Origin of the sequence: Rouxiella sp. Mn2063 (genome assembly GCF_049319665.1) — a bacterium.
Taxonomy (GTDB): domain Bacteria; phylum Pseudomonadota; class Gammaproteobacteria; order Enterobacterales; family Enterobacteriaceae; genus JBMOUD01.
Map to the genome: position 1 here is coordinate 37,897 of NZ_JBMOUD010000005.1, position 21,053 is coordinate 58,949.

The window sequence follows — 21,053 nt, forward strand, 5'->3', positions numbered from 1 at the left end:
TCAGCCCGACTAGCGGGCTTTTTCTATCACATTTAGCTGCCGTGTAAGCGCTTGGCTTCGATGACATCCGGCAGTTGGTTGAGCTTGGCAATAACCCGACTTAACACCTGCGGATTGTAGATTTCAATATCCATATCGATAGTCGCCAACTGCTTTTTAGTATCGCTGCGGCTGGCAACACCGAGTACGTTGACTTTTTCATTAGCCAAAATCGTGGTGATATCTCGCAGCAACCCGCTTCTGTCGTTGGCAATCACACGCAATACTAATGAGTACCCGCTGGAGTAGCTTTCCCCCCACACCGCATCGACAATACGTTCAGGCGCGTGAGATTTCAGATCCTCAAGCTGATCACAATCGGCACGGTGGATCGAGATTCCTCGGCCTTGGGTAATAAAACCGACGATCTCATCGCCTGGGATCGGCTGACAGCAGCGCGCAATGTGGTGCATCAGATTACCTACGCCTTCCACGACAACGCGGCCATTATCTTTGCTGCGCGTCGGTGGTCGTGTAGTTTTCTGAGTCAGTTGGCGCAATGCTGCGTTATCCAACTCCTCTGCGCTCGGCTTTTTCAACTGTGATTGCAGGTAATTCGCCATCTGGTTGACGCGGATATCACCGTTACCAATCGCTGCCAATACTTCATCCAGCGAGTTAACGTTGTAACGCGGCATCAGCAGCTTTTCAGCATCTTTCAGACTGATATCCAAACGATCGAGTTCATCGTCGAGGATCTGTCGCCCAGCCAAAATATTTTTATCGCGATCCTGCTTACGGAACCAGTTTTGGATCTTCGAGCGTCCGCGGCTGGTCGTAATGTACCCCAAACTTGGGTTTAGCCAATCGCGGCTTGGATTCGGATGCTTCTGGGTGATGATATCGATCTGGTCACCCATTTGTAATTGGTAGCTGAACGGGACAATACGCCCACCGATCTTGGCACCAATACAACGATGTCCGATGTCACTATGAATATGATACGCAAAGTCCAACGGCGTCGAGCCCATAGGCAAATCGATCACATCACCTTTTGGTGTAAAGACATAAACGCGATCGTCGAAGACCTGGCTGCGAACTTCGTCGAGCATTTCGCCGGAATCGGACATCTCTTCTTGCCAGGCGATAAGCTTACGTAGCCAGGCAATACGCCCTTCGTAGCTACCACTTCGACCGCCAGGTACGGCTGTCCCTTCTTTATATTTCCAGTGCGCGGCAACGCCTAACTCGGCATCTTCATGCATTTGCCGGGTACGAATCTGCACTTCCAGCGTTTTACCACGCGGGCCGAGTACCACTGTGTGAATTGATTGGTAGCCGTTAGGTTTCGGGTTAGCAACGTAGTCGTCAAATTCATCGGGCAGATGACGAAAATGCGTATGCACAATCCCCAATGCGGCATAACAGTCTTGCAAACGCTCCACGACGATACGCACAGCGCGTACATCAAATAACTCATCAAAAGAGAGCGATTTTTTCTGCATCTTGCGCCAGATGCTATAGATATGTTTCGGGCGGCCATAAACTTCAACCTTAATGCCCTCTTCCACCATGTCTTTGCGCACAGTAGAAACGAAATCATCAATATAGTGCTCACGGTCAATACGACGCTCGTGCAGCAGTTTGGCGATGCGCTTGTATTCATCTGGATGCAAATAACGGAAACAGAAATCCTCCAGCTCCCATTTGAGCTGGCCGATACCTAAACGGTTAGCCAGAGGCGCATAGATATTGGTACATTCTTTGGCCGCCAGAACACGCTCTTCTTCCGGCGCATCTTTTACTTCACGTAGATGAGCAATACGTTCAGCCAGTTTCAGCACGACGCAGCGGAAATCTTCCACCATCGCCAGCAACATGCGGCGAACGTTATCAACCTGCTCAGATCCCATCGAATCATTTTGCGTGGCTTTCAACTGACGAATAGCATCCATATCACGGACGCCATGCACCAAATCTGTGATGCTCTTGCCAAATTCTTGATTTAGCGTTTCTTCGTCAATAACGCCATCATTAACCAACGGGAACAGTAATGCTGCACGCATACTGTCGAGATCCATACTCAGAGTAGAGAGGATCTCGACCATTTCCAAACCACGCCACAACAGCAGGGAAGCATTATCATGCCCCTGAGTTTGTTGTTCGCAGTAACGCCAGGTTTCGGCTAAACGCTCACATGATTCCTGGCTGGCAATGCCTAATGTCGTAATCCACTCGTCGAGCGCAAACTCGCCAGCCGTATTCAAATGCGCACTTCTTACCGCAACCATATCTTCTCCCTACATTCACCCAATGCACTTCACGCACCAGATTGGTCGATATACTCATCGTCCTTCAACATACAGGATATTGACGGCCTGTACCTTAAACTTACTCGAGTATAAACAGCGCCATCGATTCCAGGTGCCCGGTATGCGGAAACATATCCAACATACGCACCTCGGCTAATCGATAACCCGCCTGCAATAAAATTTTGCTGTCCCGTGCCAACGTTGTTGGGTTACATGATACGTAAACCACACGCTGCGGATTAAGCTTAATTATATGCGACATCACACCCGCTGCTCCCGCACGCGCCGGATCCAATAAAATTTTATTGAAACCCTGCTGTGCCCAAGGCTGACGGCTGACATCGTCTTCTAAATTCTCATGGAAGAAAGAGACGTTAGATAAATGATTCCGCCGGGCATTATCTTGCCCATTCGCTACCAACGTAGCAACACCTTCTACCCCAACAACGTGCTTTGCGCGACGGGCTAAAGGTAGTGTGAAATTCCCCATGCCGCAAAACAGGTCTAATACGCGATCTTCGGGCTCGATATTTAACCATTCAATCGCCTGCGCAACCATTTGCTGATTGACCGCATCGTTAACCTGAATGAAATCACGCGGGTTGAACTGTAAGCCTAGACCGTCAACTTGATAAAAAGGTTCATCCCCGCAAAGTTTTTCAATTTCATCACTTTGTGGTGCTAAAAACAGGATCACTGAATGCGTTGTGGCAAAACGTTGCAAACGTTCAGTATCCATTTGGCTGAGTGGGTCTAAATGCCGTAAAACAACAACGGGGCCATTTTCAGCCAGCACCATCTCTACATGCCCAAGACGTTTGAGCGCATCTAAAGAACTCAAACATTGATGTAAAGGAACAAGTAATTGATCTAATTCAGGGCGCAGCACCGGGCAATGACGAATACTCACTAAGTCATTCGAACCTTCCTGACGAAAGCCCATTAACAAAGTGTCAGTCGCCACTGGCTTACCTTTTTGTGACTTGAGCACGGAAAGCTGCAATCCCAGTCTTGCTCGTCTGCGATAACCATAATCAGGCCCAGCAATGACGGCAGCGGGTTCTGCTGTTATACCTGTTTCTTGAGCAATCAACCGCAACAATGACGCAGATTTGCTACGCTGTTGTAGTTCGATGCTCGCGTGCTGCTGTTGACAGCCGCCACAGACAGAAAAATGTGGGCAAGCAGGTTTTACGCGCTGCTCACTACTGCTCAATAAACGCGTTAGGCGCCCCTTAGAAAAGTGGCGTTTATCTTCAGTGAGCATAACTTCAGCCTGTTCACCGGGTAATAACCCGCTGACAAAAACTGCTTTGCCATTATGCCGCGCGACTCCCTGCCCAAAAGCATCGAGGTCAGTCGCGGTGACTGTTATTGTTTGCCGGGTCGTCTTACGCCGGTTAGGAGAGTAGAATTGGGCCATATTGTCGTTTGCACACTGGTTCATTAAGCTTACGTCAGCTGCCAATTCTCCCACATTGGAACCCCATGACCAAATACAGCCTTCGTGCACGGATGATGATTTTGATTTTGGCACCGACTTTACTGATCGGTTTGCTACTTAGCACCTTCTTTGTGGTGCATCGTTATAACGAATTGCAAAAACAAATCATCGAATCAGGCGCCAGTATTATTGAGCCGCTCGCGGTAGCCAGTGAATATGGCATGACCTTTCGTGAGCACGATCCGGTCACCAGATTGATTGACCGTTTGCACCGTACTCACTCTGATATTGTTCGAGCGATCAGTGTATACGACGCCGATAACAAACTTTTTGCTTCATCAAACGCATTGCGCGATCGCCGTTTATTGCAGATAGAGGCCGGCAGAAAAATCCCGGTTAAATTAGACCGCGAACAATTTGGTGATGTGCTGGTATTGCGCACGCCGATTGTGGCGGAGAACTATACGACCGAAGATGACAATGCTTTCCAAATTTCACCACAGCATAATCTCGGTTATATCGCCATCGAGTTGGATCTCAAAGCCGTTCGTTTGCAGCAATATCAAGAAGCATTCATCTCGACGATGATGCTATTGGTGTGTCTGCTAATCGCCACGCTGTTCGCCTATCGATTAGTGCGTGATGTGACAGGCCCAATCCGCAATATGGTCAACACCGTTGACCGTATTCGTCGTGGGCAATTGGACAGCCGTGTCGAAGGGAATATGCTCGGTGAGTTGAATATGCTGAAAAACGGCATTAACTCGATGGCAATGTCATTAACGGCTTATCACGAAGAAGTGCAGCAAAATATCGATCAAGCCACCTCGGATCTGCGCGAAACGCTAGAACAGATGGAAATCCAGAACGTCGAACTCGATTTAGCTAAAAAACGCGCTCAAGAAGCCGCGCGTATTAAATCCGAGTTCCTGGCAAATATGTCGCATGAGCTGCGAACGCCACTTAACGGCGTAATAGGATTCACCCGCCAGACGTTAAAAACTCAGCTATCGCCGACGCAAACTGATTATCTGCAAACCATTGAACGCTCAGCAAATAATCTATTAACCATCATTAACGATGTCCTCGACTTCTCGAAACTAGAAGCGGGCAAATTGGTGTTGGAGCATATTCCATTCTCATTACGAGAAATGCTTGATGAAGTGCTGATCTTGCTGGCACATTCCGCTCATGAAAAAGGGCTGGAAGTGACTATCAATGTACATAATAACGTGCCGGAAAACCTCTTCGGTGATCCGATGCGTTTGCAGCAAGTTGTCACTAACTTGCTGGGTAATGCCATTAAATTTACTGAAAATGGCAACATTGATATTAATGTCGAGTTACGCTCACTCAACAATCAACAAGTCGAGTTAGAAGTACAGATTCACGATACTGGCATCGGTATTTCAGAACGTCAGCAATCACAGCTTTTCCAGGCTTTCCGTCAAGCGGATGCCAGCATTACTCGTCGACACGGCGGAACCGGACTGGGTCTGGTTATCACCCAACGACTGGTGAAAGAAATGGGCGGAGATATTAGCTTCTATAGCCAAATAAACCGCGGCTCAACCTTCTGGTTCCACATCACGCTGGAACTCAATAGCAACTATCACAGCACCCCACTGCTGATGGATAATCTGGTCGGCAAACGTCTGGCTTATATTGAAGCGAATACTGCAGCGACAAAATGTACGCTCGAAATGTTGAGCAAAACCCCGCTAGATATTGCTCAGTACACCAATATTTCCTTGCTGCCAAAAGAGCACTATGACGTTATTTTATACGGCATTCCGATTCGCATAAACCAACAGCTTGCGGAGTATCAAGCGGCGATAGAACAGCTAATGGAAATAAGTGACAAGCTCATCCTTGCCCTGCCGAGCCAATTCCAGATTTATGCCGATCAGCTAAAAACGCAGGGGGTATATGCTTGTATTATTAAGCCAATCTCTAGCGTGCGGTTACTGCCTTATTTACTCGCACCGCGAGAAGGCTCGCCAGAAAAAACATTCAAAGAAGCACGCTTACCACTCACCGCAATGGCAGTAGACGATAACCCGGCGAACTTAAAGCTGATAGGTACGTTACTCGAAGAATTGGTTGAGCATACATTGCTGTGCCACAGTGGTGAGGAAGCTATAGAAATGGCCCGCGACCGCGATCTCGATATCATTTTGATGGATATTCAGATGCCGAAGATTGACGGCATTCGTACCAGCGAGTTAATTCATCAAATTCCAAGGCACATCAATACGCCAATTGTTGCCGTCACCGCACACTCACTTAGTAGCGAGCGGGAACAGCTACTAAAAATGGGAATGGAAGATTATTTGGCAAAACCCATTGATGAAGAGATGTTAAAACGCGTGGTAATGCGTCGTTACTCAACGCAAGAACCTATAGTACAAACGCAGGCCCCGGCACACTTACCAGAAGAAAATAACAAACCTCTCATCACTCTCGATTGGGATTTAGCACTGCGCCAATCAGCCAATAAGGCTGATTTAGCGAAAGATTTATTGCAGATGCTGGTCGAGTTTTTACCGCAAGTTGTCAGTCGAGTTGAAGCCATTTTACAAGGCAAGCCAGACGATGATATTGAAGCACTGATCCATAAACTCCACGGCAGTTGTAGCTATAGCGGTGTACCTCGTTTGAAAGAGTCGTGCCGTTATCTCGAGCAACAATTGCGTCACCATGTGCCGCTCATCGATCTCGAGCCAGAATGGCTGGAATTACTTGATGAAATAGAAAGTGTTACGCAGGCGGCGAAAGACTATTTATAAGGCAAACTGCCTGAGTACAATATCAAAAATTGAATAAAATAAGGCACGCTATCGCGTGCCTTATTTTTATCATGTGGGCCAGAATCAGCCCGCCATTAATCTTGCTGCGCGATTACTGTGCCAGCAAGTAGATTGAGGTATCACCACGCTGAATATCCAGCGCCAGAACAGAAGGTTTGGCATCGAGGATTTTGCGTAATTCACCAAGATTTTCGACTTTCTGCTGGTTCACACCCAGGATAACATCACCTTTCTTCAGACCAACGCGAGCCGCTCTTGAACCTGGTTTCACGTTATCAACTTTAACGCCTTTCTGACCATTAGCATCAGAGTTCGACAATTCAGCACCTTCGATACCGGTGTAGATATTGCCAGAATCAATCTGTGGCGCTTGGCTGCTTTGCTGCAAAGTTACTTCAACGTTGACTGGTTTACCGTTACGCAGCAGGCCCAAGTTGATTTTCGAGCCAACCGGCATCGTACCAATATCTGCGCGGAAAGAGGCGAAGCTGCTAATAGCCTTACCATTCATGCTAACAATCACGTCGCCCGCTTTAATACCGGCTTTCTCTGCCGAAGATTTTGGCAGAACCTGGCTGATAAAGGCACCGCGTTGCGCGTCAACATTCATTGCTTTCGCCAGCTCAGAGTTGAGCTCGGTTCCCATGATGCCAAGCTCGCCGCGTTTAACCTGACCAAATTCGATCATCTGTTTAGACAGGTTTTGCACCATGTTACTTGGGATAGCAAAGCCGATACCGATGTTACCACCATCTGGAGCCAGAATTGCCGTGTTCAAACCAATCAGCTCGCCGTTGAGGTTAACCAATGCACCGCCGGAGTTACCACGGTTGATTGCCGCATCGGTCTGGATAAAGTTTTCATAATTTTCGATGTTCAGGCCGCTACGTCCCAGCGCAGAAACAATACCTGAAGTCGCCGTTTCACCGAGCCCGTAAGGGTTGCCGATAGCTACGGTGTAATCACCGACGCGCAACTGTTCGGAATCTGCAATCTTAATTGCAGTCAGGTTTTTAGCCCCAATCAGCTGGATCACCGCGATATCTGAACGCGGATCTTTGCCGATGACTTTTGCATCAAAACGACGACCATCATTCAGCTGAACGTGGATCTTATCAGCATTCTCAACCACGTGGTTATTGGTCACGACATAGCCTTTATCGGCATCGATAATCACGCCAGAACCCAATGCTTGGAAATCTTGTTTGGCAGGGGCTGCCTGACCATCACCACCGCCCTGCTGGCAAACTGGTGAACCTTGGAATGGAGAACCATCTTGGCAAAGTGGTGAATTCTCACCGAAGAATTGTTGGAATTGTTGCCCCATCCGTGGCGTTTTGACCGGAGCGCTGCCTTCTACATTGATACTCACTACAGAGGGCATGACTTTCGCCAGCATTGGCGCAAGGCTCGGCACTTGCGTTGAGCTAGAAGAAGCCGTTTCAGCTGCAAATGCCGATGAAACTGGCGCCACAGCCATACCGATACTAAGCGCAAGTGCGCTGAGGAATAGAGTAGTTTTTTTCATCAGTCAAAATCTCTTTAAATTAATAATGGCGACAAAATACTTGCCACCTTGCCAGGTATTGGTGTTACTGAGATTTAATTAATCACCTGAAGTTCATAATTCGTCGATCTGACAATGGTAAAAAATTATTGGAGATATTTACAAATGGGCATTTTTTAACCAGCACAAGTCAGACCGATAATTCACCTAAAAAATAAAAGCCTCCTTTGCTTTATTCGGCAGCCATCAACCGCCTATATTCGTCATAAGCATAAATGTCGGTCATACCGCTGATATAATCTTGAATCATCCTCGCTCGATAATAATATTCGAACACCTGATGATACGCGTCTGACTGTGTAGCGAAAGCTTGAACCGCTTCGCTATAAGCCAGTCTATGCTTCGATGAAATTTTATGAAACAACCTAGTTTCAATAGGATAAGAACGATGAGTATCCTCAGTTACCAGCTTTTCAAACTCAGCCAACGGCATATCGAGAATCGGGCTATATATATCAAGTAACCCACTGATTACTCTGTATCCTTGCAATTCCAGCTCTTCAACCTCTGGATGATTAAACACGTGTTTAAGCGCCACATTTTTATATATCTTTAATAAACGATTAGCTTGGCTGACATCTTCAAGCAGCGCCTGATTAAATGTCCCGCTATATATTGCAGAGATATTATCAATAAAACGCGATGCGGCATGTGGTACGAGCTGCTTAACGGTTTGCACCCTTAAATCCATAAAGAAATAATCTACTGGGTGACGGAAGTTTTTGGCATTATTCATTTTTTTGTATGCAGTAGCCACGACCTTCTCAAACCAGTCTCCCGCTTCACTGTTTCCCCACTCGTTTGACAAATGTTTATACAACTGGTCAACAGTGAAAATATTTTTCTCGACCGCATCCTCCAGGTCTGCGATGCAATAAGAAATATCATCCGCGGCTTCCATAATGTAAGTCAGCGGGAAACGCTGAAACTCTCCCAGTTGTAATTCTTGACGCATTCGCTGGATGGCCGGCTCTTCTGCCAGATAAAAACCCGGTTTTTTCATCAGATAGTTAAAGGCATCCGGCAGCGGCTGCGACCAATAAGCAGGACGGGTATATTTGAGAATACACGCCGTTTGGGAGAAGGTTAAATTCAGCTTGAGCAGCGTAAACACCAAGCGCATCGCTTGCGCATTGCCGTCAAAATTGCTCAGGTCATAGCGGATTTTTTGCCGCAATTCATTAAGCGAATCTTGCCCATGCTGCATACGTAAAAAAGTCACCGCGCAGCGATCTTTTTCAGGCTCGGTGCTGATGTCTGCCTGAGCCTTATCCATGTGTTTCGCAAACCAGTTATTAATCGCTGATTCACCAAAATGCCCAAAAGGTGGGTTGCCGATGTCATGCATCAAACAAGCCATTTCTACAACACTTTCAAAAGGATCGCTACAATCATTCAGACCAAGAGCCGCGGTTTTCCCTTGCTGGTGTAAACGATGCAATATCTCTTTGGCGATATGGCGGCCAACCTGTTGGACCTCAAGAGAATGAGTCAATCGGCTGCGAACCGCGGCATTTTTTTCTAGCGGGAAAACCTGCGTTTTTTGCTGCAACCGACGAATAGCCGCAGAGTTGATAATACGCCCGCGGTCACTTTCAAATTGCCGCACCACGTCATATTCATCCTCGGCGTTAATCGGCGAACTAAAGGGGCGCTGAAAATTAAATTTCTGCTTAAAATCGATCCTCGACATATTTCCTGCCTTATTCGTCACATTAGCGCCACGTTTACCGTTTTTTACGGTTAATTTACAGGTAACCTGCCCCCCATACTAGAAGCCAACACCACTGCATCTTGAAGCATGACGGGTAATACCCTATAGACTTCGAGAGGCAGCCAGGCGGCAACCGAGCGAATCCCGATGAGCTTACATAAGTAAGTGATTCGGGTGAACAAGGGAAGCCAACACCGCCGCATCTTCAAGTATGACGGGTAATACCCTATAGACTTCGAGAGGCAGCTAGGCGGCAACCGAGCGAATCCCGATGAGCTTACATAAGTAAGTGATTCGGGTGAACAAGGGAAGCCAACACCGCTGCATCTTGAAGTATGACGGGTATGGTAGACTATGCCGCATCTAATTAGACTGTGTCACTCCAATTAACGTCAGGCTGCTAAATGTTAGCGGCATCAATCATGATTATGCATGGGGATTTATATGAAAGTAGGCATCATTGGCGCAATGGAACAAGAAGTTATCCTGCTGCGTGACAAAATCGAAAATCGCCAAACGCTGCAACGTGGTGGCTGTGAAATTTATACCGGTAAACTGCACGGCGTCGATGTAGCTTTGCTGAAATCAGGTATCGGTAAAGTCTCTGCGGCAATGGGTACGACTTTATTGCTTGAACATTGCCGACCTGATGTGGTGATTAATACTGGTTCTGCCGGCGGTCTTGCATCTTCATTGAAAGTTGGCGATATCGTGGTATCCACCGAAGTACGCTATCACGATGCTGACGTGACTGCCTTTGGTTATGAGCCAGGCCAGATGGCCGGTTGCCCGGCAGCTTTTGTCGCCAATGCGCCGCTGATCGAGTTGGCTGAACGCTGCATTGCAAAATTAGATTTAAATGCGGTCCGCGGCCTGATTTGCAGCGGTGACGCATTTATTAATGGTGCTGAGCCACTGGCACGAATTCGTGCAACTTTCCCGCAGGTTAGCGCGGTAGAAATGGAAGCTGCAGCTATCGGTCATGTCTGCCATCTTTTCGAAACACCTTTCGTGGTTGTACGCGCTATTTCTGATGTTGCCGATAGCGAATCACATCTGAGCTTCGAAGAGTTCTTGGTCGTCGCGGCACAACAATCCACGCTGATGGTTGATGCGATGGTACAGGCGTTGGCGGATAACACATAAGCATGCTCTTGCCAATTCGGTGGATAGTCTGCCTGCTGGTGCTGTGGTTGCCATTGGTCGCCACAGCGCAAATTGCACAGCGTGTAGTAAGTCTGGCTCCGAATCTGACCGAAATGGCCTTTGCCGCAGGTATCGGGGATAAACTAGTGGGAGTTAGTGCTTACTCCGATTATCCCTCTGCGGCAAAACGCATAGAACAAGTTGCCAACTGGCAAGGCGTCAACGTCGAGCGAATTTTAGCATTGAAGCCTGATTTGATTCTGGCCTGGCGCGGTGGTAACCCTCAGCGACCACTGGATCAACTAGCCTCATTTGGCATCAAAGTACTGTATTTAGATCCACAAACTATCGAACAGGTCGCACAAGCACTCGACCAATTGGCAACTTATAGCGCCACGCCGCAGTTAGCCACCCAAACCGCAGAACAGATAAGACAGCAGCAACAAGCACTAGTGGCTCGTTTTGCCCGGCGCACTCCAGTCCCGGTGTTTATCCAGTTTGGTACGCAGCCACTCTTTACCGCCGGCTCGGCTACTTTGCACAGCCAAATCGTGACGCTTTGCGGAGGAAAAAATGTGTTTGCAGATAGCCACGTGCCTTGGCCGCAAGTCAGCCGCGAACAAGTATTGATGCGTCATCCTCAGGCTATTGTCATCACAGGAAGCCAACAACAGGCGCAAGATATTTCAGCCTTCTGGAAACCTGCACTCAACTTACCCATCATCGCTCTCAATCCTGATTGGTTCAGCCGCGCTGGCCCTAGAATCATGCTTGCAGCACAACAACTCTGCTTAAAGCTAGATAAATCAAGAATTAACAAGTAAGCAAATACTCACACACCACCTGCTAAATAAAAACAACCCCCATACTAAAAAACCACTAAACGGTTAAATGTTGTGCCAAATCAATTTATCACCGGTCGTTACTATATAGGATTAATCCTGTGCACCGAGGCTAAAATCTGGTGTTAAAATGGTCAATTGTGTTTTAGACAGAGTATGAATTCGAAATCAGCAGAAACAAGTAAGAAGAAGTGCCGTTGATTTTTTCTGCAAAAAATAGCTGATAAATTAATTCCTATATCCGAATTCTTAATTAAAGCAAATAACAACTTTGACCGATATTCCCTATTGAGCCCCATCTTTTAACACCATTTGGATAAAACCATGAGAAACGCATTACTTTGCGCGTTGCTAGCGCTTAGCCCATTGTCTGCAATCGCAGGCTCCACCGTTGGTCAGATAGGCGTTAGTCTCACTATTTTGCCTAGTTGCCGAATCGATATTGCAGACAATAACCCTGCCGTATCTTGTGCGGGAAATAATCAACAACATCAGAACCAACCCCATATTTCTAAAGTTATTCTTAAAGGAGCACCCGGGATCGCCGTTGATACCAGTTTGATAACCTTAGAGTGGTAAATCATCCGTGAGTACTTACATAATGGGCGTGTTCACCCCACAATAAAAAAAACCGTGTGCTTTTGGCAGACGGTTTTTTTTATTGTGGGGTATGTCACTGGTTTATGCCGCTGGGTTAAGCAACAATTACGCCAGTCAAATCAGATACTAAATGAAGAACCACAACCACAGGTGGTTTTAGCGTTAGGGTTGGTCACGATGAAACGCGATCCTTCCAATCCTTCGGTGTAATCAACAGAACCACCGACTAAATATTGCAGACTCATTGGGTCAACAACCAGCGCCACCCCTGATTTCTCAATGGTCATGTCACCATCGTTAATTTTATCATCGAAAGTGAAACCGTATTGGAAACCGCTGCAACCACCGCCGGTGATATAAACACGCAGTTTCAAGTCTGGGTTTTCTTCGTCAGAAATCAGGTTCTTCACCTTATGAGCCGCGGCCTCAGTAAATTGCAGGGGCAATGCACTGATTTCAGCAGGTACGGCATCACTCATCATCGCTTCACTCATAATTTTTACTCCAATCCGTGTTCTTTTCAGGCTGCCGGATTGACTGTCTGAAGAATGAACTGATTATCTAATACATGTATCTTAGGTTCAAGTATGACCCGCTTTTATGGCTTCGTCCTGCTTATTTTCGCACTTATTTGCTACTTTAGTGCCGTAACCCAAAACCCTTATCACTGCGATTTCGCCATTTCACGTGCTGCAGCCTCAGCCTGATCTCGCTCTTGTTTATGTAAAGTGCGGGTTAAAATAGCAGAATACAAGGGCTTTCCACCCAGAAACTGTGCCAGTAATGTCGCCCCCAAACAGGTGATAATCATCGGCAGAATTAGCTGATAGTTCTCCGTCATCTCCAGTACTAATACAATACCGGTCAAGGGTGCTCGCACCGTAGCGGCAAAAAGCGCGCCCATTCCCGCAATCGCAAATGTGCCCGGCTGAATGGCATATTGTGGAAACCACGCCGCTGCCGCCACGCCAAAAGCCGTGCCCAACAATGTACCAAGCGCCAGCATCGGAGCAAAAATACCGCCAGGTGCGCCAGAGGCAAAACATAATAAGGTGGTTATGATTCTGGCGATGAAGATAAATAGCAGCATACCTAAACTGTATTTACCGGCTGCTGCTAATGGGATCAGAGAGAAACCACCACCGACGAGTTCCGGTTGGAGTATTCCAAGCAGCCCACAAATGCCCCCTAAAACACCGCCAATAAGTAATATCTTGCCTAGCTTTCCTCCGTGCAGGCGAGAAAAACCGTCTTGGATTCGGAATATCAAGGCATTAAAACCAACACCAACCATACCGAAAAGCATTCCCAGAACCAGATACAACCAAAAGGTATTCATTTTAACGTTGGTCAATATGCCCATATCGATCACTGCTCGCTCACCATTAAATAACCGGTAAACAATGCTCGACATGATCACGCCGATAAACACCGCTTTGACCGAAATCAGGCTATAGCGAAACTGTAAGCGCATCTCTTCAATAACAAAGAGTATCCCGGCCAACGGTGCATTGAATGCTGCAGAAAGTCCGGCGGCGGCTCCGGTTGCCAGTAAAGAGTGACGCGCTTCGGCGCTGCGCATTTTGAAGATATCCACCAGCATTTTACCCAGATTCGCGCCCATCTGAACCGTGGGTCCTTCACGCCCTAGCACCATGCCAGCTCCTAAGGTTCCCATCCCGCCTAAAAACTTCACCGGCAAAACCCGCCACCAACGAACTGGACGCAACTCTTCTAGCGCACCTTCAATTTCAGGTATCCCTGATCCCCCCGCTTCTGGGGCAAAGCGGCGCACCAGATAGTAACCAAACATCGCCAGTAATGCTGAAGCAATAAACGCCAGCGGCCAGAGCAGCACCGCCCTCCCCGCGACGCTTTCAAGGGCAGACAATCGTAAATTTTGCACCCAGTTAACAGCATGTTCAAAAGCAACACCGAACAGGCCGGCCAAAATCCCTACCAATCCAGCAACCAGTAAGATAGCTACCGGCGTTTTATCGCGACGTAAAAACTGCGCGAGTACCTCGCTACTTCGGCGACGTTTAGCGAATTTGCTAGAAATAGGGGCAGATACAGACTCAGATTCAGTGGTCATTGCAGTTAGTTATCGGCTATCGAGAAAAGAAGGAGGATGATTTAAGCATATAATTTGTGCCATCGACAGAAACTCTCTGGCAACCCATAGCGACTTTTGTGTAGCAGAATGTGGTTATCGGGCTGGAAAGATTTCATAACGCCGCTCAGTTCACTAGAATAGACGCCATTCGATTCAATCTATCGCCCGTATTTCCAGGAGCAAGGTAATGAGTAAGTCAGAAAATCTATTTTCCCAGGCACAAAAACTGATCCCCGGCGGCGTTAACTCGCCAGTTCGCGCCTTCTCTGGCGTCGGTGGCGTGCCATTATTCATTGAACGTGCAGACGGTGCCTTTTTGTACGATGCCGATGGCAAGTCCTATATTGATTACGTCGGTTCCTGGGGGCCAATGGTGCTCGGGCATAATAATGCCAAGATTCGTGATGCTGTAGTTGAAGCAGCGCAACGCGGTCTGAGCTTTGGCGCACCGACCGAAATGGAAGTCACGATGGCCGAATTGGTGACCAAGCTGGTGCCAAGCATGGACATGGTTCGTATGGTCAACTCCGGTACCGAAGCCACTATGAGCGCAATTCGTCTGGCGCGTGGTTTCACACATCGCGATAAAATCATCAAATTCGAAGGTTGTTATCACGGACACGCAGACTGTCTGTTAGTCAAAGCCGGTTCCGGGGCATTAACGCTCGGTCAGCCTAACTCTCCGGGCGTTCCGGCTGATTTTGCCAAACACACGCTAACCTGCACCTATAACGATCTCGATTCCGTGCGCACGGTATTCGAACAATATCCGCAAGATGTTGCCTGTATTATCGTTGAGCCGGTCGCGGGAAATATGAACTGCGTGCCGCCACTGCCAGAATTCTTGCCGGGCCTGCGTGCCTTGTGTGATGAATTTGGTGCGCTGCTGATTATCGACGAAGTGATGACCGGTTTCCGCGTAGCGCTCGGTGGTGCTCAAGAACATTATCACGTGAAGCCAGATTTGACTTGCCTGGGTAAAATCATCGGCGGCGGCATGCCTGTAGGCGCATTCGGCGGACGCCGCGATGTAATGAATGCGCTGGCGCCAACCGGCCCGGTATATCAAGCCGGTACTTTATCTGGCAACCCAATAGCAATGGCTGCCGGTATTGCCTGTTTGACTCAGGTTGCCGAGTCTGGTGTACATCAGAAACTGACCGAACTGACTGCCCAGTTGGCCGATGGCTTACTAGCAGCAGCAAAAGCGGCAAATATTCCGTTTGTGGTGAACCGCGTTGGCGGCATGTTTGGCCTGTTCTTCACCGATGCCGCGAGCGTGACCAGCTATCAGGACGTAATGAAATGCGACGTTGAGCGTTTCAAACGTTTCTTCCATTTGATGTTAGAAGAAGGCGTATATCTGGCTCCTTCAGCGTTTGAGGCAGGCTTTATGTCAGTAGCGCACACATCAGAAGATATCCAGAAAACTATCGACGCGGCAGCACGCTGTTTCGCTAAGCTGTAAGTTCACTAATCGTCTGAGGCCCCAATTGGGGCCTCCTTTTCCACACTAGTCAATCTGGTCCTCATCGTAATTAATCACTTGTCGTTTGCCCTGAATCTCGACATCAGCCCAACGACGCGGCAGCGGCTTAACTTTTCCGTTGCGAAGTGCATCAACAAGTTCTTCATTCGTCGTACCATTTTCTGAATAGAGATACACGCGGCCTAGCACCGCCCACTTACCAGAGCGTTTCGCATAGATACGACAATCGATGGCAGAAGAATCGGAAGTATCACAGAAAAATTGTTCTTTCTGTTTGTCATTATTCAAATCCACCGCATTGACAATACAGGCATCAGGTACGCTAAAACACTGTTGTAAATCACGATGATACTCTTCCAATTCAGGCAGACTCTTCCACCATAGCTCTTCAGGTTGTGTAGATCCCTTAGCGACCTGGATAACCTTTTTAGCATCCTCAACACGGTAGTTTTTCGCAAACGCTTCGGCATCATCCTGCGCTGACGCCCCCCATTGTGAGGTCTGTGCAATCGCATTCTTTACTGTAACCAGCAGCTTGGGATCATCGACAAAATCAGGATGCTGGAGCAATTCGGTTAACGCTTCATGGCCCCGACGACCGGTATCAAAACTGAGCATTCTCAGATCAAAATCTTGTGCTTCTACCTCTCCCTGATCCAAGCGAGCCATCTGACTATTGACGCTGATCCGATAAGGATCGAGCAGCGGGCTATTGACCGCAACGATCAGTAGCACCACCAGCAATGACAGCGGTTTATTGAACTGTGTTATACGAGGCAGCCAATCTGGACGCTTATCGATTACGGCAAGGCTATAGCAAATCGAGGTAAGCAATGTCATCACGATAATCAACACGCCCCAAACCCGAGAAGGCGTCCAGCCGTATTGTGAAATACGCAGTCCCGATGCATACAACGCTAAAACCGCATAGATAGGCAGCAGCAGGATAGAGGCATTCACCATCAAACGAACCGCTGGCAGATAAGGCTTATCAGGACTATCGGTCTGGCGCACTATATTGACCAGCAGCAGTAAAATTATCGCCATCGTCACCAGCAATCTGGCCGCTGACCACGCTTCAGATAACACTTTTAGCCCGGTAAATGGCAACGCGAATAAGAAGATCAGGGAGACAAAAGATACAAGAGGTAACAACCCCTTGAGAATAAAGCGGAAGATGTTTTTCGTGTTATCAATCAATGCAGATTGCGTACGGCAAAAGACCACGCTAATGCCGAGCATCACGCCATAAACCATCCAGGTAAACCATGGCGTAGAGAAGAGCAACTCATGGAAATATTTAATGCCAATCAGGCCGAACAATGCTGCACACAGCGACATCACAGCCAATGACATCAGCACTAACAATCCGGTGAGCATGGCACAAAGAATATTTTGCCCGTAACAAGCAGCCAGATTGGCGTAGCGATAACGTGTTGCTGACGGGAAAGCTTGCACCTGTAGCCACGGCAGAATGAAGAACACCAATAAGCTCAGGCAAAGATAAAAGGGAAAAATAACGCCATCTTGAGGCATGCCTAAAACATTGCTGTTTGCCCAAGCGGCCAGCCCGACTAATGCAATGGTGAGCAATGCCATCCCGCCCCAAAAGCGGCGATCATTCAATCTGACCAACGATAAAGCGAATAGCAAAGGCAAAGTTAACGCCAGCGTTTGCCCATAAATCGTGCGCGCCGTATTCTCAAGCGTTTGAGAACTTCCGGCAGAGATAAAGAAATATAACAGTCCCCCATGCAGCAGACAGATTGCGATAATCAACCAGCGGCTAGATAAGGGAACAGATGGTATGGCACTGCTGCCTGTAGAATCAAATTGAGACATCCGTGACTCTCCAAAAATATAAAAATAAACCTATAAATTTTGGTCAGTATAAGAGATCCCCGAATAACCTGCTAAAAACTCTTTAATTAACTAGCGATAGATAAACAACAGGCTCCAGAAAGGAGCCCTCAGAGTGCTGACAAAGTCGGTTATTAGGGAAAGTAAGGCGTTGGGGTCGTAGCGAGCCTGCTCGCCGGAGCGCCCCTAGCATTACTAGGCCCGTGTATCTCGATATCGAAGACAACGTTGTCATCAAACTCCAGACTCCAGAAAGGAGCCTGAATGCTAACTGGCCTGCCGACGAAGTAAGTAAATAAAATAAGGCGCGCCAATAAAGGTGGCCAACAGCCCTGCGGGGATCTGCTCTGGGAAGGCGATCATTCTGCCAAGCCAGTCGGCCAAGACCATTAGCACTCCTCCCAGAATGCTGGCAATGGCCCATTGCGGCATCGCACGACGGAAACCCAACATGCGCGCCATATGCGGAGCCATCAAACCGATAAAGCTGAGCGGCCCAACCGTTAAAGTTGCCGCCGCCGTCATCATCGCGGCCAACAGCAGGATTGCCATACGTGTTGGCGTCAGCGCTAATCCCACCGAGCGGGACGTTACGCTGCCAAGAGGTAATACATTCACCCAACGACGGCACAAAGGTACTAACAGCATGAGTACCACCGCAATGGCAGCAGTGCGCCACGCTTGTTCTGCGGTAACTGAATAGGTCGAGCCGGATAACCAGGTCAGCAAGGTTCCCATACGCGGATCGCCGCTTGCCAGTAACAACGAGACTAAGGTGCTAAACGCGGTGCTCAATGCGATACCACTAAGCAACATACGTTCTGGTGAGAAACGCTGTAAGCCCGATGCCAGCATGACCACAAGCAACGTTAACGCAGCGCCAGCACTCCCTGCCGGTAGTAACCAGACAAAAGCGTCTCCTGGCACCAGAAATAGCATCATAACAACACCGAAAGCCGCACCAGAGCTAATACCTAACACTTCCGGGCTGGCCATCGGATTTCCGGTCAGCTTTTGAATCAATACGCCAGATGACGCGAGCATGATACCGGCGGCTAATGCTGCTAGTACGCGCGGTAGCCGCCACGGCAGCAGTGCCTCAAACTGTTGCCCCGTCGCCCAATGCCAGCTGACGCTATTGCGACCTAACATCAATGCAACCACAACGATAGCTAACAGCGCCAATAATCCTAACAGGCTCCAGTTGACGATAGATTGCCGTTCATTAGGCACCCGATCGCCTTGATTCATTGGCGGCGGTGCCATGCTATGACGCAAACGCGGCAGCAGAATAAGTAACAGGGGCGCGCCGATCAAAGCCGTGGCGGCACCGGTTGGGATCTCCTGCCATACCAGCGTTAACCACTGCATGATTTGGTCGGTCAGCCATAGCAACAACGCCCCAATCAACGGCGCGAGTAACAAGCGAGTGGTTAATCGTCGGGCACCCAGCATTTTTGCCAGCAACGGTGCAAACAGGCCGATAAAACCAATAATGCCTACCGCATTCACCAGTTGCGCGCTCATTAAAATCGCTAAACTCAGTACCGCTAATCGCGCGGCAGATAATCCCAGTCCGAGGTTTTTAGCCACGCCATCATCAAGCCCAAGCAAGGTCATTGGGCGCTGCAATAAGAAAGCCAACAACCAAACAATGATCAATCGTGGCAACAGGAAGCTCGCCTGACTCCAGTCCTGCTGGTTCAACGAACCGCTGCTCCACATAAACAAGCTTTGTAATTGTTGATAATGGAACAGCCCAAATAGATTATTCACCGCGCCACAGTACAGCCCTAAGACCAAACCGGCCAAGATCAGCGTGACCGGCGATAGGCGCTTACCCCAGGCAATACCAAATACGAGTAAGCCGACGACGATAGCACCGATCATCGCCGCAAATTGCAACGTCAGTTCACCCCCTGGCAGCGCCCATAATGTCGCAACCGTCAGCCCAAGCTGAGCACCGGCAGACACGCCCAAGGTTGCCGGTTCTGCCAACGGGTTACGTAACACCTGCTGAAACAGCAGGCCAACTAAGCCGAGGCTGGCGCCGGCTAATAGCGCAACCGCAATACGCGGCAACATGCTGTAGTGGAATACCATCTGACGCACATCATCGATATTCGGCTGCCATAACGCGCCTGACCACAATGAGACCGGTAATTGATGCTGTAAGTTGGAGAAGGTCATTGCCAGCGATAGCAGTACCAACAGGACTAACAAGCCCACAGGGAAAATAAAGGAACGGCGAATCATGCGGGTTTACCCAGTAGGTCAGATAACAGATGGCAAAAGCGCATGGCGCTAAAGGTCGAACCGTAATACCAAACCGCAGGCACTACACTAAATTGGTTGCTGCGCACAAAAGACAAGGACTGCCACAACGGCGTGCGGGAAACCTGCGCCACAATATCGCGACTGTCGTGATCAAAGCACAAGACATGCGCATCTTTTATTGCCGCTAAGCGTTCAATACCAATGGAGATACTTCCCCAAAAGCTGGTTTCCTCTTGCCAGGCGTTGGTCAAGCCCACGTCGTCCATCACTTCCTGAAACAAGCTATTGGCCCCAAAAACCAGCACATGGCGTGTATCCAAAAAGGTGATCAACAACAGCGGTTTAGCCGCCGCAGCCTGTACCCGCAAACGGGTTTGTTCTAACAAGGCATGATAGCGAGCAATATGTTCAGCGGCGCGTTGTGGCAACGCCAGATGTGTCGCCAATAAATTAAGCGAACGAATCGATTGTTGCAGCGGTTTGCCGGTACCGTCATTGGCGGTCAACATCAATACCGGCGCAATTGGCGTTAATTGGCTATTGTTCGGGCCATATTCTCGGGAGATCAGTAACAATGATGGCTCGAGTTGTTGCATCAGCTCCATATTCGGCTCGGTGCGCTGCCCCACGTTAATCACGCTGGCCGGTAGCGCGGGCTCTTTTACCCAAACCTGATAATCGTGGGTATCCGCTATCGCCATGGGGACCACGCCCAATGCCATTAATAGTTCGGCGGGTAGCCATTCAAGCGCAATAATTCGCTGTAAATCAGGACGACTGGCCGCCAACGCAGGCCAGGTCGATAACAACGGTGATAGCGCCAACGCCTGCAACAGACGGCGACGGCTGATGCCAGAAAAAATCGGCATCGTTGTGAGAGGTTTTTTTGACATACAG

At 48.6% G+C, this 21,053-nt stretch carries 14 protein-coding genes; 5 read left to right on the forward strand and 9 right to left on the reverse strand.

All coding sequences use genetic code 11. The annotated features are described in order from the left end of the window. Nucleotides 1-32: 32 nt before the first annotated feature. On the reverse strand, nt 33-2,270 hold the full coding sequence (gene relA / locus ACL9RG_RS09660; RefSeq protein ID WP_422792392.1) for a GTP diphosphokinase: 2,238 nt from the start codon (nt 2,268-2,270) through the stop codon (nt 33-35). A gap of 100 nt (nt 2,271-2,370) precedes the next feature. After that, complete coding sequence (rlmD, locus tag ACL9RG_RS09665) at nt 2,371-3,714, reverse strand: 23S rRNA (uracil(1939)-C(5))-methyltransferase RlmD (protein WP_422792595.1); 1,344 nt, start codon at nt 3,712-3,714, stop codon at nt 2,371-2,373. A gap of 65 nt (nt 3,715-3,779) precedes the next feature. Between rlmD and barA the strand changes: the two genes are divergently transcribed. Continuing rightward, complete coding sequence (barA, locus tag ACL9RG_RS09670) at nt 3,780-6,524, forward strand: two-component sensor histidine kinase BarA (RefSeq protein ID WP_422792393.1); 2,745 nt, start codon at nt 3,780-3,782, stop codon at nt 6,522-6,524. A gap of 112 nt (nt 6,525-6,636) precedes the next feature. On the opposite strand, the gene degP is transcribed toward barA, so the two are convergent. Continuing rightward, nucleotides 6,637-8,073 (reverse strand): serine endoprotease DegP, encoded by a 1,437-nt coding sequence (gene degP / locus ACL9RG_RS09675; RefSeq protein WP_422792394.1) that lies wholly within the window; start codon nt 8,071-8,073, stop codon nt 6,637-6,639. A gap of 211 nt (nt 8,074-8,284) precedes the next feature. After that, nucleotides 8,285-9,805, reverse strand: a complete 1,521-nt coding sequence (gene dgt / locus ACL9RG_RS09680; protein WP_422792395.1) for a dGTPase — start codon at nt 9,803-9,805, stop codon at nt 8,285-8,287. A gap of 465 nt (nt 9,806-10,270) precedes the next feature. On the opposite strand from dgt, the gene mtnN reads away from it, so the two are divergent. From mtnN to ACL9RG_RS09695, 3 genes are all read left to right on the forward strand, one after another. Continuing rightward, a complete protein-coding gene (mtnN, locus tag ACL9RG_RS09685; protein WP_422792396.1) occupies nt 10,271-10,972 on the forward strand; it encodes a 5'-methylthioadenosine/S-adenosylhomocysteine nucleosidase in 702 nt (233 codons plus the stop codon). Between the two features lie 2 nt (nt 10,973-10,974). Beyond that, a complete protein-coding gene (btuF, locus tag ACL9RG_RS09690) occupies nt 10,975-11,796 on the forward strand; it encodes a vitamin B12 ABC transporter substrate-binding protein BtuF (RefSeq protein ID WP_422792397.1) in 822 nt (273 codons plus the stop codon). A 342-nt stretch (nt 11,797-12,138) separates the two neighbouring features. After that, nucleotides 12,139-12,393, forward strand: coding sequence for a hypothetical protein (locus tag ACL9RG_RS09695; RefSeq protein WP_422792398.1), 255 nt, complete (start codon nt 12,139-12,141; stop codon nt 12,391-12,393). Nucleotides 12,394-12,533: 140 nt separating this feature from the next. Here the strand turns inward: ACL9RG_RS09695 and erpA are convergent, their stop codons facing one another. Next, nucleotides 12,534-12,893 carry an iron-sulfur cluster insertion protein ErpA gene (erpA, locus tag ACL9RG_RS09700; RefSeq protein WP_422792596.1) on the reverse strand — a complete coding sequence of 120 codons (360 nt, stop codon included), beginning with the start codon at nt 12,891-12,893 and terminating at the stop codon, nt 12,534-12,536. 185 nt (nt 12,894-13,078) lie between these two features. Next, a complete protein-coding gene (gene clcA, locus ACL9RG_RS09705) occupies nt 13,079-14,509 on the reverse strand; it encodes a H(+)/Cl(-) exchange transporter ClcA (protein WP_422792399.1) in 1,431 nt (476 codons plus the stop codon). Between the two features lie 208 nt (nt 14,510-14,717). Here clcA and hemL point away from each other — a divergent pair, with 208 nt between their 5' ends. After that, on the forward strand, nt 14,718-15,998 hold the full coding sequence (gene hemL / locus ACL9RG_RS09710; RefSeq protein ID WP_422792400.1) for a glutamate-1-semialdehyde 2,1-aminomutase: 1,281 nt from the start codon (nt 14,718-14,720) through the stop codon (nt 15,996-15,998). A 45-nt stretch (nt 15,999-16,043) separates the two neighbouring features. On the opposite strand, the gene ACL9RG_RS09715 is transcribed toward hemL, so the two are convergent. The 3 genes from ACL9RG_RS09715 to fhuD all read right to left on the reverse strand — a co-directional run bounded on the left by ACL9RG_RS09715 (nt 16,044) and on the right by fhuD (nt 21,049). Continuing rightward, nucleotides 16,044-17,861, reverse strand: coding sequence for a DUF4153 domain-containing protein (locus ACL9RG_RS09715; RefSeq protein WP_422792401.1), 1,818 nt, complete (start codon nt 17,859-17,861; stop codon nt 16,044-16,046). A 285-nt stretch (nt 17,862-18,146) separates the two neighbouring features. Next, entirely contained in the window at nt 18,147-20,135 is a 1,989-nt protein-coding gene (gene fhuB, locus ACL9RG_RS09720; protein WP_422792402.1) for a Fe(3+)-hydroxamate ABC transporter permease FhuB, read from the reverse strand. Further along, complete coding sequence (gene fhuD, locus ACL9RG_RS09725) at nt 20,132-21,049, reverse strand: Fe(3+)-hydroxamate ABC transporter substrate-binding protein FhuD (RefSeq protein ID WP_422792403.1); 918 nt, start codon at nt 21,047-21,049, stop codon at nt 20,132-20,134. The genes fhuB and fhuD overlap by 4 nt, the downstream gene beginning before the upstream one ends. Between the last annotated feature and the right edge of the window lie 4 nt (nt 21,050-21,053).